Origin of the sequence: Luteibacter sp. RCC_6_2 (genome assembly GCF_041360655.1) — a bacterium.
GTDB lineage: Bacteria > Pseudomonadota > Gammaproteobacteria > Xanthomonadales > Rhodanobacteraceae > Luteibacter.
In genome coordinates this window covers 105702-120233 of the sequence record NZ_JBFUPQ010000012.1, presented here as the reverse complement: position 1 = coordinate 120233, position 14532 = coordinate 105702, and the positions used below count along the sequence as shown (strand labels likewise).

12 protein-coding genes are annotated in these 14532 nt (G+C 65.2%); 5 read left to right on the top strand and 7 right to left on the bottom strand.

The window, feature by feature from the left end:
* The first annotated feature begins 59 nt into the window (after positions 1-59).
* Complete coding sequence (locus tag AB6730_RS14285) at positions 60-827, top strand: transporter (protein ID WP_371024274.1); 768 nt, start codon at positions 60-62, stop codon at positions 825-827.
* Here AB6730_RS14285 and AB6730_RS14280 read toward each other — a convergent pair.
* Positions 824-2773 (bottom strand): LTA synthase family protein, encoded by a 1950-nt coding sequence (locus AB6730_RS14280; RefSeq protein ID WP_371024273.1) that lies wholly within the window; start codon positions 2771-2773, stop codon positions 824-826. The two genes, AB6730_RS14285 and AB6730_RS14280, sit on opposite strands and share 4 nt — an antisense overlap.
* A 268-nt stretch (positions 2774-3041) precedes the next feature.
* Between AB6730_RS14280 and mprF the strand changes: the two genes are divergently transcribed.
* Positions 3042-5606, top strand: coding sequence for a bifunctional lysylphosphatidylglycerol flippase/synthetase MprF (gene mprF / locus AB6730_RS14275; RefSeq protein ID WP_371024272.1), 2565 nt, complete (start codon positions 3042-3044; stop codon positions 5604-5606).
* Entirely contained in the window at positions 5603-6409 is an 807-nt protein-coding gene (locus AB6730_RS14270; RefSeq protein WP_371024271.1) for an AcvB/VirJ family lysyl-phosphatidylglycerol hydrolase, read from the top strand. The genes mprF and AB6730_RS14270 overlap by 4 nt, the downstream gene beginning before the upstream one ends.
* Before the next feature lie 624 nt (positions 6410-7033).
* On the opposite strand, the gene AB6730_RS14265 is transcribed toward AB6730_RS14270, so the two are convergent.
* From AB6730_RS14265 to AB6730_RS14250, 4 genes are all read right to left on the bottom strand, one after another.
* On the bottom strand, positions 7034-7780 hold the full coding sequence (locus AB6730_RS14265) for a hypothetical protein (protein ID WP_371024270.1): 747 nt from the start codon (positions 7778-7780) through the stop codon (positions 7034-7036).
* Positions 7777-9003, bottom strand: coding sequence for a hypothetical protein (locus AB6730_RS14260; RefSeq protein WP_371024269.1), 1227 nt, complete (start codon positions 9001-9003; stop codon positions 7777-7779). Before AB6730_RS14260 ends, AB6730_RS14265 begins: the two co-directional genes overlap by 4 nt.
* Before the next feature lie 145 nt (positions 9004-9148).
* Entirely contained in the window at positions 9149-10585 is a 1437-nt protein-coding gene (locus AB6730_RS14255; RefSeq protein ID WP_371024268.1) for a nicotinate phosphoribosyltransferase, read from the bottom strand.
* Positions 10586-10610: 25 nt separating this feature from the next.
* Positions 10611-11312, bottom strand: coding sequence for a pirin family protein (locus tag AB6730_RS14250; RefSeq protein ID WP_371024267.1), 702 nt, complete (start codon positions 11310-11312; stop codon positions 10611-10613).
* A 196-nt stretch (positions 11313-11508) separates the two neighbouring features.
* Between AB6730_RS14250 and AB6730_RS14245 the strand changes: the two genes are divergently transcribed.
* Positions 11509-12519 (top strand): LLM class flavin-dependent oxidoreductase, encoded by a 1011-nt coding sequence (locus AB6730_RS14245; protein ID WP_371024266.1) that lies wholly within the window; start codon positions 11509-11511, stop codon positions 12517-12519.
* Positions 12520-12529: 10 nt separating this feature from the next.
* Positions 12530-12964 (top strand): putative toxin-antitoxin system toxin component, PIN family, encoded by a 435-nt coding sequence (locus AB6730_RS14240; RefSeq protein ID WP_371024265.1) that lies wholly within the window; start codon positions 12530-12532, stop codon positions 12962-12964.
* Here the strand turns inward: AB6730_RS14240 and AB6730_RS14235 are convergent.
* A complete protein-coding gene (locus AB6730_RS14235) occupies positions 12939-13586 on the bottom strand; it encodes a DUF6348 family protein (protein ID WP_371024264.1) in 648 nt (215 codons plus the stop codon). The genes AB6730_RS14240 and AB6730_RS14235 overlap by 26 nt on opposite strands.
* A gap of 27 nt (positions 13587-13613) precedes the next feature.
* A complete protein-coding gene (locus AB6730_RS14230) occupies positions 13614-14444 on the bottom strand; it encodes a DUF72 domain-containing protein (RefSeq protein WP_371024263.1) in 831 nt (276 codons plus the stop codon).
* Positions 14445-14532: the final 88 nt, after the last annotated feature.

Below are 14532 nucleotides of genomic sequence, written 5' to 3'. Positions count from 1 at the left end.
GGTCGTGGCGTCTGCCTTGTGCACGACGCCACGACGCCGGCAGCGGTCACAATGGGCGCATGAACCTGCGCCCTGCCCTCGCCTTCCTCGCCTCGATGTTCCTCAGTGCGCCGGCCTTCGCCGATCCGCCCGACTTCGATCGGCCGGGCGCCGGCTTCGCCACTACGGTGCTTCCGGCGGGCACGCTGGCGCTGGAACAAGGCCTGCCGACCTATGAGCGTCAACGCCAGGACGGATTCCTCGACCGCACCTACACCGCGGACAGCCTCGTTCGCATCGGCCTCGGCGGTCCCGTCGAATTCCAGCTCGGCGGCTCGGCCTGGAACCGCCTGGAAGAGCGTGGGCAGGGTTCACACCGCCATGCGGTAGGCCACGGCGACACCAGCGTGGCGTTGAAATGGGCTCCCGCTGGATCGGGTGATGCGGGTGCCTTCAGTTGGGCCGCGCTGGGCGAGGTGACGTTCGCCAATGGCGACGAGGACTTCGGCAACGGTGCGCGCCAGGTCAGCCTCGGCACGACGATGCAGTGGAAGTCGGACGATGCGTACCAGAACACCTTGTACGCGAACATCGACCGCCTGAAAGGTCGGAATACATGGACGCTGGCGCCGACATTCGGCCGCAAGTTCGGGGAGAACCTCGTCGCCTATGTCGAAACGGATGCCATCCACGATGCGGAGGACGGCAACGAGCTACAAGCCGGTGGCGGCGTCGCCTATGACGTGGGCGACCATGTGCAACTCGACGCCTACGCGCTTCACCGTATCGGTCGCCACGGACCTTCCGTGGTCGCGGGCGTGGGCGTCTCGATGTTCTTCGGCCGCTAGTTCGCCGGTGGCGTCTTGCGCTTCATCAGCCCGTTCGTGAAGAGGTATGCGGCCGTCTGGTAATAGGTGACGGCGTCCTTCGCGTCCACCGGGTTCATGTGCTCGACCGGCGTGGCGTCACCTGTCGTCTTTTGCGGAATCATTTCCTTCACCGGTTGGCGCGGGATCAGGGAAGTCAGGCGGTCGCCATGCAGGTAGCCGAGTTCCTGGTAAGTACTCAGGAAGGCGCGCTCGCGGCCGGGCTCCAGCTTGAAGATGTCGTAGCCGTAGAAGCGCGAGGTATAGCTGAAATTGAGCATGCCAAGGATCGTCGGCGGGATGTCGATCTGGCTCATCAGTCGATCCACCCGGCCCGGCGGCACGTGCTTGGGCGAATAGATGAACAACGGGATGTGGTAACGGTCGACGGGCAGGCTGGTCTTGCCGGCGCTGGTCGCGCAATGGTCCGCCGTGATGACGAAGATCGTGTCGTCGAACCAGGGCTTGGTCGACGCACGCTTGAGGAAATCGGCGATCGCCCAGTCGGTGTATTGCACGGCGGCGCGGCGCGAACCCTGCGGCAACTTCACCCGGCCTTCGGGGAAGGTGAACGGCCGGTGGTTCGAGGTGGTCATCACGTGACCGAAGAATGGCTTGCCCTTCGCGTACGCGTCGTCCATGCGCTTCATCACGAGGGTGTAGAGATCCTCGTCGGCCACGCCCCAGACGTTCTCCGCATGGATGTCCTTGTCGTCGATCGCACCGCGGTCCACGGCGGTATAGCCGTTGCTGGCGAAGAAGTGGTCCATGTTGTCGAAGTAGCCGTAGCCGCCGTAAAGGAACTCGGACTCGTAGCCCTTCGCGTTGAACACATCGGCGAGGGACCAGAGGCCCTCGTTGTTCGGCCGCTTCACGATGGACTCGCCGGGCGTCGGCGGCACCGAAAGCGCCAGCGCTTCCAGGCCGCGCACGGTGCGCGTGCCGTTCGCGTAGAGCTGGGTGAAGAAAAGGCTCTTCGACGCCAGCGCGTCGAGGTTCGGCATCAGGTGCTTGTGCTTGCTGACGTCGAGTCCTTCGACGTAATCGCCGGAAAGGCTTTCGACACTGATCAGCACGATGTTGAGTTTCTTCTCCTCACCGCTCGCCGTGATCGTCCGGGTGATGTCCATCGGATCGTCGCTGGTGAAAGTCGACTCGGGCGTCTTCAGCAGGCCGCGCAGGTTGGTGAAGGCCTCGTCCTTGGGCAGCGTGGGGTAGTACTTCGCATAGTCCAGTTCGTTGTCGCGGAACGCGGCGAAGAACTGGTAGATGCCGTTGCCGGCCAGCTCGTTCACGTAGTTGTTGCTCGAGCGGTCCTTCATGGAACCGTCGACGGCGAAGCTCACCGCGACGGTGAGCAGCAACCACACGCCCACCACGGCGCTGCGGCCGAGGAATCGCGAACCGTCGTCGCGGGCGGCCAGCACGCGACGGCTGAAGAAGATCACCAGCACGGTGCCCAGCACGAGCAGGGCCGACCAGGTCCCGATCGGATAGGACTCGCGGATGTTGCCGACCACCTCGTGCGTATAGACCAGGTAGTCCACGGCGATGAAGTTGAAACGCGCGCTGAACTCACCCCAGAACACCAGCTCCGCCGCGCCGAGGTAGAGCACGGCGAACGCCAGCACGAAGCACAGGCCGATGAAGATGCGGTGCCCCCAGCGCGAGACGTAGACCCGCCGCGGCAGCAGCCATAGCACCAGCAGCAGGGGCCAGGCGAAATAGATGTAGGTGACCAGGTCGTAGCCCAGGCCGACCAGGAACAAGTACAGCCACTGACCCAGGTTCGGCGGGACCTCGTGCCGGGTTTTCACCAGCAGGATCAGGCGGACCAGGAAGGCCACGCCGACGAAGAGGATGCCGAACCACAGGAGCGGCCGGAAACGCTGGCGCAGGGCGCCGGGGGCCGGGGAGTCAGGACGCATGGAGCCTCACGAAGCAGATCCGGCTCCGGGAACGGGCGCGGCATGCCTCGCAGGGTAAGAACCTGTGCTTACGTCGAGCTTTCCCCAACCTTAGCGGAACCTTTCACCGCCAAACCGGTTGGCCGGCCGTTCACCGGGGTCACACGCCCTGCCGTCCCCGCGCGCTCTGTGGCAACCTACACGACCTTACGACCACCGAACGACCATTGGAGTCAGCGCGCAAGTGGAGCACGAAACGAGGGCGGAGCTCCCGACGACAGACCAACCTTTGGCCAAGCGCGCACTCTATGTGACCCTGCTGCGTCGCGCGGGCGGCCCCGTGCTGTCCGTGGTCCTGCTTTGCCTGGCGCTGTGGGCCCTCCACGCCATGGCCAGCGAGGTCACTTACCGGCAGATCGCCGGTTACGTGCACGCGTTGCCCAACAGCGACATCGCACTGGCGGTGCTGCTGACCGCGGCGGGCTATGTCGTCATGACCCTCTACGACTGGTTCGGCCTGGCCAGCGTCGGCCGACGGCTGCCGGCCCGGCGGGTGGGCCTGATTTCCTTCATCAGCTATGCGTTCTCGAACGCCCTCGGGATGTCCCTGCTGGTGTCCGGCTCCATCCGCTACCGGTTCTACGTCCAGGCCGGGCTCAGTACCGGCGAAGTGGCGCGGGTGGTGCTCTACACGACCCTGAGCTTCTGGCTCGGCCTCGCCGCGCTCACCGGCGTCACCTTGCTGCTGGTGCCGATTCCGCCCGAGGTGCCGCTTTCCGGCCTGCGACTCCCGCTGGCGATCGTGCTGGTGCTGGTGCCACTGGCCTGGTTCGGCGTGGCGGTGGCGGTACGCCGGCCGGTGCGCATATGGCGCTGGGCGATCAACACGCCGACGCCCGTCGTGGCCGCGCGGCAGATCCTGACCGGCGCGCTCGACTGGGGCCTCGCCGCCGGCGTGCTCTACGTGCTGATGCCGGAGGCCATTTCAGGCGGCTTCGGCCATTTCCTGGCGATCTTCGTCGTGGCGCAGATGGCCGGGCTCATCAGCCACGTCCCGGGCGGCCTGGGCGTGTTCGAGGCGGTGATGCTTGCCGGCTTCGGAGCCACCGGCAACCACGGCCTGGAGGCACCCATCCTGGGTTCGCTCGCCGCCTTCCGCCTCGTGTATTACCTGTTGCCGCTGTGCGTGGCGACGGTGATGGTCATCTGGCGGGAGGTCCGCGCGCTGCGCCATGCCGCCATGGTCACGCCGTGGTTCAGCAGCCTGTTGCCGCCGTTCTTCGCCGGACTGACCCTGGTCTGTGGCGCCGTGCTGCTGTTCTCCGGCGCCACCCTCGCGATTCCGGGGCGCATGGAGATCCTCCGGGGCTTCGTGCCCTTGCCGCTGGTGGAGGTATCGCACTTCCTCTCCAGCGTGGTGGGCATGCTGCTGCTGATCCTGGCCCGGGGCCTGCAAAGGCGGCTCGACGCCGCCTACGTGCTGACGCTGGTGCTGCTGATCCTCGGTGCGATCCTGTCGCTGCTGAAGGGCATCGACTATGAGGAAGCGACCCTGCTTTCCCTGCTCGCGCTCGCCCTGGCTCCCGCGCACCGGCACTTCTACCGGCGCGCGTCGTTGTTCCGCGCCAGCTTCTCGCCCGGCTGGGTGCTGGCGATCGGCGCCGTGCTGGCCTGCTCCACGTGGCTGGTGTTCTTCAGCTTCAAGCACGTGGAATACAGCAACAATCTCTGGTGGGAATTCAGTTTCCACCACGGTGGCGCACCGCGTGCCCTCCGCGCGCTGGTGGGTGCGACGGCGGTGGTGATGTTGGTCGCGCTGGCCAACCTGATCCGGCCGGCGCGGCCGCGCCGCGCTTACCCGGCCGAAGCGGACCTGGCCCGGGCGATGCCGTTGTTGAAGCATTTCGAGTCCGCGCAGGCGCATCTCGCCCTGGTCGGCGACAAGATGTTGATGTTCGCTCCGGGTGACCAGGCCTTCATCATGTACGACATCGAGGGACGCAGCTGGGTGGCCATGGGCGATCCGGTCGGCACCGACGAAGCGGCGCGGCGGGAACTGGTCTGGTCGTTCCGGGAGAATTGCGAGCGTGCGGGTGGCTGGCCGATCTTCTACCAGGTGCGACCGGCCGACCTCGACCTCTATCTCGACGTGGGCATGAACCTGCTCAAGATCGGCGAAGAAGCACGTGTGCGGCTGGAAAACTTCAACCTCGACGGCAAGTCGAAGAAGACCCTGCGAGGGACGGTGAACAAGCTGTCACGCGATGGCTTGCGCATGGAGATCGTCCCCGCCGAAGGCGTTCCCGCCTTGATGCCGAAGCTGAAACACGTGTCCGACGCATGGATGCGCGACAAGAAGGTCCGCGAGAAGCGCTTCTCGCTAGGCCTGTTCGACGAGCGCTACCTCGCGCGTACCCCGATGGCCGTGGTCTGGCAGGGTGACGAGCTGGTGGCCTTCGCCAACGTTTTCGTTACCGAGACGAAGGAAGAAGCCTCCGTCGATCTCATGCGCCACCTGCCCGAAGGCCCCTCCGGCATCATGGATTTCCTGTTCATCGAACTGATGGTCTGGGCGAAAGCCGAAGGCTATCGCTGGTTCAACCTTGGCATGGCTCCGCTGTCGGGCCTGCAAAACCGCCGCACGGCACCGTTGTGGAGCCGTTTCGGCGCCATGGTGTTCGGTCGTGGCGAGCGCTTCTACAACTTCCGTGGATTGCACCGCTACAAGGACAAGTTCGATCCCGAGTGGGAGCCGCGCTACATCGCCGTTCCCGGCGGCATCGCCCTGCCGCTGGCGCTCGCCAACGTCGCCAGCCTGATTTCCGGCGGCCTCGGTGGAGTCGTGCGCCGGTGAAGCGTTCCGTGAAGAAGATCATCCGTTACGTCCTGATCGGCATTGCCGCCCTGCTCGTGCTGGCCTTGCTCGCTTGGCATCCATGGACGCGCGCCTCGATGGAGAAATCCACCGTGGAACTGCCGGCGTTGAAGGCGGCACCGGCAGGCGAGGAAGACCTCCTGGTGGTGATCTACTCCGGCGACGGCGGCTGGTGGGATCTCGACCAGCGCCTCGGCGCCGTGTTCACCCAGCGCGGTATTCCCGTCGCGGGGGTGAGCACGTTCAAGTATTTCTGGCGCTACCGTTCACCGGAAGAGTCCGCGCACGACCTGGATGGCCTTCTGGATCGCTACACCCGTCAGTGGAACAAGCATCGCGTGCTGCTGATCGGATATTCGTTCGGCGCCGACGTGCTGCCGACGATCGTCGGCAAGCTGCGTCAGGACAACCGCGACAAGCTCAGCCAGCTCGTCCTGCTCTCGGCCAGCCGTGACGTGAACTTCGAGATCGAACTCGAGGGCTACATGCAGCAGGGCTGGTGGACCACGCACACGCACAACTTCCTGCAATGGCTGAATCCGGTGGTGCACACCGATGCCATTCCGCCCATCGCGGTCCTTGGCGGACGCCCGCCCATGGCCTGCTACTACGGCGCCGAGGACGCGGACGACAGCGGCTGCACCGATCGCCGTCTGCCGGCCTTCGTCACCGTGTACAAGAAGCCCGGCTCGCACCACTTCGACGAAGACTACGAAAAACTCGCCACCGAACTGATCCAGCGCATGCCCGGACATCGTCCGGACGTCTCGACGCAGCCTTAACGGAAATTCCGGCCCCGGCCGCGTGAAGGCGTGTCACGAAACATTCACGGCCGCGCCACCAGAAATTTCCTCTTTTCCGCTCAATCTGACGGTCCGGGCGGAAAGAAAAGCAGGAGACGGCCATGCATCGAGAGCCAGGAAAACGCGACTACGGATCCTCCGACTGTGCGGCCTTGCGGAGTCTCGCCAGCCGTGGCGTGAGCGTGCCCCAAAGCGCCCCCAAGCCGCCCCCGCGGTCATCCCGCACGGAACGGCCACGCCACGAACAACGGCGCGACGCCCGAGTCCCAGCCTGAACGTAAGGGTTCACTGAGACCTGCCGAGGCAAATAGGCACTAATTTTAAGAATCCTCCTATATCCGTCGTCGGTCGACCTACGTAACCATTAGGTCCGTGCCCAGCCCGGCTGTCGGGCAGGGCGAACGAATCGCCGATGACCGATCCGACGGCAGGATGCCGTCCGTCCCTAGCGCCAGGATCGATCCCCCCCTTCATCGGCGGTAACGCCGCGCCGGCTTTGCCGGGCCGCGTTCGGGTGGCCACGGCCACCAGACCAAGGGACGGTCGCCATGGCCCTCCGCGTGAGCGTGAGGGCCATGTTTTTTTCGCAGCGAAGAATGTCTTCTATGCCATCCAATCGTAGATCGACGATTTCTGTGACGTCGCTACAACGAGCTCTCCCGAGGGTGCCTTCCGATAGGTATCCGGCGATACGATGAGATCCACGACCTTGATGGCCGCCAGCTCGTAACGATTTGCACGGTAATAGTCACCCGTGTCTCCCAGGCCACAATCGGCGTCCCTCACCGTCCTGAGCAAGGACATGAACTTCACATCGCGGTCAACCGTCCCGGCAAGGCCGGGGATCGCATCTTTGAGAGGCAGCCCTTCTGTATACAGCGGGACGTATCCCAGGTGGTTACGATCACCGAAGGCTGCGACCACGGCATCGTTGAACTCGGCGGCAAGTTTGGGCAGCTGCCGGTGAGCATTCAGGCGCGATTCCAGCCATTCGATCTCGCCCGGTGTCAGGCTATCCGCGTCGACCACCCTCAGCCTTCCGTCATCGAGCCGCACGTCGAAGTCCCACGCCAAGATGGACGGCTGCTCCACGACGGAACTAGCGAGTAATGGAACCAGCGCTTCGGCAAAGGCCTTGAAGGTAAGCCCCACCATCATTTGCTCGGCGGCCGTTTGGCAAAGAAAATTCATTATCCGTTCCCCACCGTCAGGTACGATGGGTTCGCCTTCGGCCACTCCTTGGGTGAGCGTCGACGTCGTCGACTCATTAACGGCGGGTTCCTTCGAGTTATCGTTCCGGGAGAGTCGAAAAAGATCCGTTGCGTTTGAAGAAACGGCGAGCGGCGTCATGGGTGGTAGCCTCGGTAAACCTCTTTACATACATGTTGGAATGAACCCCACAAACGGCTGCTGCGCGTGTTAACACCCGGTATCGACGCGACAACCCTCGATTCAGGGTTGTAGGAAATATCCCAGTACTCAGGACGATTGGATGGCGTATGGACTCTTAACGGACCGCGAATGCCACCCCTGCATGGGCCGATGTTCAACGTGGCGCGCGCCACACTCTTCGCGTCCGTCACCGTCTCGATCGATGCCAGTAGCCATTTTCGAGGGACATCTACGTCGGATGCATCGAACGCCACACGTTGCCCCGGCCCGACAGGCGTCACACCATCACCTTCGAACACTGTCGCCTCGACCTCCAGTGTCCTTGCGGCATTCGCACCGCCGGGAGCTGTCGACACGAGACCCGGTGCGAGGCGGCTGATCGCTTCATTGCTGTGAACGCGCGATACGACGGCGATAGGTTCGGGATCGCGAGTGCGCAGGCTATAACGCGCGCCTGATGTGGCTTTGTCCGTACCGCGGACGCCAATGAAGATCGGGCGGGACGAATCGACGCGAATCGGCCTGCCTGGCTGCAAGGAGTGTTGCTGATTCGCGCCGTCGATGAGTTCGGCTACCACGCCTGGCGCGGCGTCCCACTCAACCAGGGCCTGCGTTTGGCCGGCACGAAGGGCGATGAGATAATGATCGACGTCCGCGCCGCTATCGAGGTTCGCCTCGATGTGTTGGTTGCCCCGCAGCACCGTGGTCTTGGCTATGGAGTCATTCGGCTCATGGCTGTCGCTCCCCCACGCCATGGTGGCCTGCACCTGGAACAGTGACGCCACGCCCGAACTGGGGCGGCCGACGAGGATCAGCCATCTCGTGGACTGCGCTCCAGTGGCCTGTACGATACGAGCCGCGTCGATCGAAATGTCCGATGCTGCCGCATGCATCGTCCCGTCGGCGCCCACTCGAACGAGGCTGATCTCGTGCGTTTCATTCGCGCTGAAGCCAGCAAGGTTGATGTCGAGCTTGGTCGGTCGCGCGCTGGACGGCGTGACGAGTTGGAAGCAAGCGAGCTTGCTGGATGCGTCCAGCGAGCCATCGTAGACCGGGCCGATGTCCATCGGGTCGCAGCCATCCACCGGTGGCGCGATGTTTTCCGCAGATGGGGTGTCGCTCTTCGCTGGCGGCGGAACGAGCGCCGTGGCGATGGCGAAAATGATAGCGATACGTTGCATGACCGGCTCCTGTTTGTCGTCGGACAAACGTAGAGCGGCTCGCTGGCATGTTCTGTCAGGGTAGGGCCTTCGGCGCCGTGGCGATAATCAGGTGCAACCGCACCGGGAGCACCGGGCTCCACGTCAGCCGCCGCCAAAGCGCCAGTCAGCGGCCGGCGGCGGCCTTTTCCCGCACTTCGGCGAACGACCATTCGCGTTTCAGTTCGCCGTTTTCCCACACCGTCTGCATGACTTCTTCCCAACCGGGCTCGATCGCGTCGACCGGAAGCGACACGGCATCGCCGGGTAGCGGCACGGTGCGGTAGCTGCCGTATTCGCGATGACGCAGCAGGGTCATCCGTCCCCGCTTGGACAGTTTGCCCTGGTCGGTGACCGGGTCCTTCCACACATCGCGCCATGTACCCTCGATGCGCGCCGCCGAGCATTTCAACGCGAACTTCTGTGTGTCGCGGGTGAGTTTCTGCAAGAGCGCGCCCCCCATGCCGAAGGCGAGATTGTCGGCGGCGTAGCCGGCGGCCGTGATGCGTTCGAGGATGGCGCGGATGCTCTCCGGATTCACTCCGTCGCCCTGGATGACGCGGACATGGTTGAGCACGCGATAGCCCTTGCCGTTCACGGTGCTGCCGAAGGCTTCGTTCAACAGGCTCACGCAACGATGCACGACTTCCACTGGATCGCCGGAGTCCGGCCGCACGACCACGGTGGCACCCGAGGCGATGACCTCATCGCGCAGGGTCTTGCCCCAATGCTCGATGATGGCGTGGTAGATGTCGTAGCTGTCCGAGACCACGGCCACCAGCGAGCCGGGGCGCGCGAAGCGGCGGAGCATGTTTCGATACGCGTCGACCTCGTGTTCGCGGCCCCAGCTGGTGATCGTGCTGTGCTCGGCGGCGGGAATCGAATAGCCGGCCATCGCCTCACCGTAATACGTGCGCGCGGCGAGCACGCCCGAGACGGTGTCGGTGCCGAGGAAGTTGACCAGATGGGCCATGCCGCCGAGGCCCGCCGATTCCGCGCTCGATACGCCACGCGCGCCGAAGTCGTGCAGCTTGAAGGGAATCTGGCCCGCCGGGTCGTCGGAGGTGCGTTCGAGGTAGTGCAGGATCGTCCGACGGGCCTGCCAGCTCGTCGTCGCGACCGTCACCGGGTACCAGAGGCGCAGCAGCAGCGTTTCCAGGTACGACGGCAGCCAGAAGGCCTTCGGGTCGGTGGATTCGATCGTGACCAGCACCTGGTGCGTCGGCACCACGCTGCCTTCGCAAACGGCGCGCACGCGCACCGGCAGGCGACCGCCGTGCGTGTCGACGATGTAGCGCCAGCCTTCGTCGTTGAAGGGTTCGCCGTGGGCGGCGAAGAAGTCGCGGGCCTCGTCGACGTCGGCATGCGTGACCGGCCGGCCGAGGCGCGCCTTCAGGACGGCCTGGAGGCCGAAGAACACCGTGCTTTCATAGGTTCCGCCGCGCGATTCCACGTAGAAGAACGTGGCGTCGGTGCCCGGCGGGTACTGCAGCCAATGACTGGCCTTGTAGCTGTCGGTGTCGAGGATGGGATTGTCGAGATAGGGTGTGCCGTGGGTCGTCATGACCCACAGCATACCCCTCGCTTCGTCAGGCGGCGGTGTCGACGAGCACCAGTTCCGCATCGCTGGTGGCGGTGATGCGCAGCGCCGTTTCATCGCGGATCGCGGCGCCATCGCCCTTGTCCAGCGTGATGCCGTTGATCTCGACCGAGCCGGCCGCCGGGACCATATAGGCGTAGCGGCCCGGAGCGAGCGCGTATTCCACGGTCTCGCCCGCTTTCACGCTGGCGCCCAGCACGCGGGCGTCGGTGCGGATCGGCAGCGCGTCTTCATCGCCCGCGATGCCGCTGGCCAGGGTCACGAAACGGCCCGAACGTTCGCCCTTCGGGAACGGACGCGTACCCCATGCCGGCGCCTCGCGCTTGCCGTCCGGAATGATCCAGATCTGGAAGATCCGCGTGGCGTCGGGCTCGGCGTTGTACTCGGCGTGGCGAATGCCGGTACCGGCGCTCATCACCTGCACGTCGCCCGCTTCGGTGCGGCCCTTGTTGCCCAGGCTGTCCTCATGAGTGATGGCGCCTTCGCGAACATAGGTGATGATTTCCATGTCCGAGTGCGGGTGCGCCGGGAAGCCCGTGCCGGCGGCGATGGTGTCGTCGTTCCAGACTCGCAGCGCGCCCCAGCCCATGCGCTTGGGGTCGTGGTACGAGGCGAACGAGAAGTGGTGCTTGGCTTCGAGCCAGCCGTGGTTGGCACCGCCAAGACTGGTGAAGCGGCGGACGTCGATCATGTCGTGCTCCCCCGGGAATACCGGACTGGATGAGTGGATGGGTGTATTTTCCTCCGACCCGTCCGCCGTGGAGCATCGCTTTCCGGAACGGATTGTTTCCCCGGAAGCGCCTTGCAGGGTTGCAAACGAAACCCCTGCGCCCATGTGGGACGGATCGGCGGTGCCACGCCGCCTCCCCCTTGCGAGGTATTCCCGAATGATCCCGTTCTCGGTGCTCGACCTTTCCCCCGTTCCCCGTGGATCGACGCCCGGCGAGTCGCTGCGCAACTCACGCGACCTTGCCCGCCATGCGGAGGCCCTGGGCTTCCACCGCTACTGGCTCGCCGAGCACCACAACATGACGGGCATCGCCAGCGCGGCGACGTCGGTGGTCATCGGGTACATCGCCGAGGGCACGAGCACGATTCGCGTCGGCTCCGGCGGCATCATGTTGCCCAACCACGCACCCCTGGTGATCGCCGAGCAGTTCGGCACCCTGGCTTCGCTGTATCCGGGCCGCATCGACCTGGGCCTGGGACGGGCGCCGGGCACCGACCAGGGCACGGCCCGCGCGCTGCGCCGTTCGCTCGGCCCCAGCGACGACCGCTTCCCGGACGACGTGCAGGAACTGCAATTCTTCCTCGGGCCGCAACAGCCGGGCCAGACGGTGCGCGCGGTGCCTGGCATGGATACCAACGTGCCGATCTGGTTGCTCGGCTCCAGTCTGTTCAGCGCGCGGCTGGCGGCGGAACTGGGCCTGCCGTTCGCCTTCGCCTCGCACTTCGCGCCGGACCTGATGATGAAGGCGCTGGAGGTGTATCGCACGATGTTCAAGCCGTCCGACGTGCTGGATAAGCCCTACGCCATGCTCGGCATCAACGTGGTCGCCGCCGACACCGACGAGGAAGCGCGCCGCCTGTTCACTTCGCAACAGCAGGCGTTCTGGAACCTGCGCCGTGGGGCACCGGGCCAGTTGCCGCCGCCGGTGAATTCGATGGAAGGCGTGTGGACGCCGATGGAGAAGGCGCAGGTGGACCATGCGTTGTCATGCGCGGTGGTCGGTTCGCCGGAAACGGTGCGCGAAGGCCTCGCAGCCTTCATCGAGCGCACCGGTGCCGACGAGTTGATCATCACGGCGCAGATCTTCGACCATGAGGCGCGCAAGCGTTCCTACGCGATCGTCGCGGAGCAGCACGCGGAGCTGGCCCGCCGTACGGCGGCGGCCTGAGCCAGCTTCCGTGAGGGTCGTCCTCGATACCAACGTGTGCCTGGACGCCTTCGTCTTCGATGATCCGCGCGCGGCGCGGCTTGTCGCGGCGTTGGCGGCCGGAGACGTCGAGGCCGTGACGCGAGCCGACTGCCGGGACGAGTGGCTCGCGGTGCTGCGTTACCCGGTGTTGAAACTGGACGAGGCGGGTATCGCGGCGGCTGTCGCCCGGTTCGACGCCTCGGTGACCCTGCTGGCACTCGAAGCGCCGGCCATGCCCTTGCCACGCTGCCGCGATCCCGACGACCAGAAATTTCTCGAACTGGCCGCCGCCGCGGGCGCGGCGGTGGTGTTCTCGCGCGATGCCGAGGTCTTGCGCCTCGGCCGTCGCACGAGGCGCGACGGCCTTTTCGAAATCGCGAAGCCCGAGGATTGGAGCTTCAGTCCATCGGCACCAGCGCGATGAAGTTGCGCAAGCTGTAGTAGCGCTCGTGCTGCGGCCAGTCCACCGATGCGATGGCCTTGTGGCCTGCCGCCCAGGGCTCGTTGTCGAGTAGCACCTCGACCTGGGTCTTGCCGTCGCCGACGTTGCCGTAGAACACGCGTATCCAATGCACGTCGGCCGTGAGCGGGGCCGTGGCGATAGCCGCTTCCAGCGCCGAAAGACCATCCTCCGGAATCTCCATCGGTGCGTCCTTCTCGCCGCGCAGCGTGAAGTTGCCGATGTAGAGGGTGAACCGGTGCACGCCGGCGACCAGTTCGCGGGTAGCGAGCTTCTCCGCGTTCACCCTGTGCCAGCAGGCCGCGAGCACGACGTGGAAATCGTTACGTGCGAAACCGTCCAGCGCGTCGCGGCATCCCGTCTTGCCACCGCCGATGCCGCCGAAGCTTTCCTCGATGGTGCGCTCCTCGTCGAGCACGACGTCGATGTCGAGGCGGCCCATCCCGTCGCCGGCACCCTCGTGCCAGATGCCGCGAATGGCGGGAAAATCCTCGCCTTCGGTGAGCAGCCAGTCTTCGTCGGCTTCGAGTTCGACGCCATGCTCGGCGAAAAGGTCGATCAGGTGGTTCTGGATGAGACGGTCCATGGTTCGTCCGGTCTGGGGATGGGGCGATTATGCGCTGTCGATCAGCTTATCGAGTGCGACCGCCGCCGCGGGGTTCCGTTCCTTCGCGGCCGAGATGAAGTAGACGAAGACATCCCGCGCGGCCGCCTGGGACGCGGCCGGTCCCACATGCGGCAGGTCGGCCGGATCTTCGCCCGCTGCCCAGGTCGCCGCGCGCCCAGCCCAGGCCGCGAGGTCCTTCGCCCGGTAGCCGTTCGTTTCGCTCGATACGCTGCGCATCAATCGTGCATAGACGAAGGGGCCGGTCAGGTCGGCGAAAGAGGGATATTTCGGAGAGTCGGTGAACACCGTCGCCACGCCACGTTCGCGCGCGAGCTCCAGCCAGCGCTCATCCATGAAGCTGTCGTGGCGCACTTCCACGGCGTGGCGAAGGGTCGCGCCGGCATGCTTTTCGGGCAGCAGGTCGAGGAAGCCGGCGATATCGTCGGCGTCGAACTTCCGCGTGGGCAGGAACTGCCAGAGCAAGGGTCCGAGCCGGTCACCCAAGGCCACCGCGCCGTCGAGGAACTGGCCGATACGCTCGCCGGTGGAGGACAGGGACCTCGCCTGCACGATGTGCCGCGGGGCCTTCACCGAGAAGATGAATCCGTCCGGCGTGTCGGCCGCCCACTTTTCATAAGTGGCGGCCTCCGGCGAGCGGTAATACGTGCCGTTGATCTCGATGGCGCGGACCTGGCGGCTGGCGTATTCGAGCTCGCGCTTCTGCACGAGTCCCTGCGGATAGAACACGCCGCGCCAGGGCGGAAAGGTCCAACCTCCCATGCCGGTACGGATGTCTCCCCGCGCGGGGGGTTTGCCTGGAGCGCGTTGGGTGGCCATGGGAACGATGCTCGCAAGGGTGAGGTGGAGGGTTCGTCTTTACATGCGGCGCGCCGCGGCATTGCGCGATACTCGCCGTTTCCGAGTT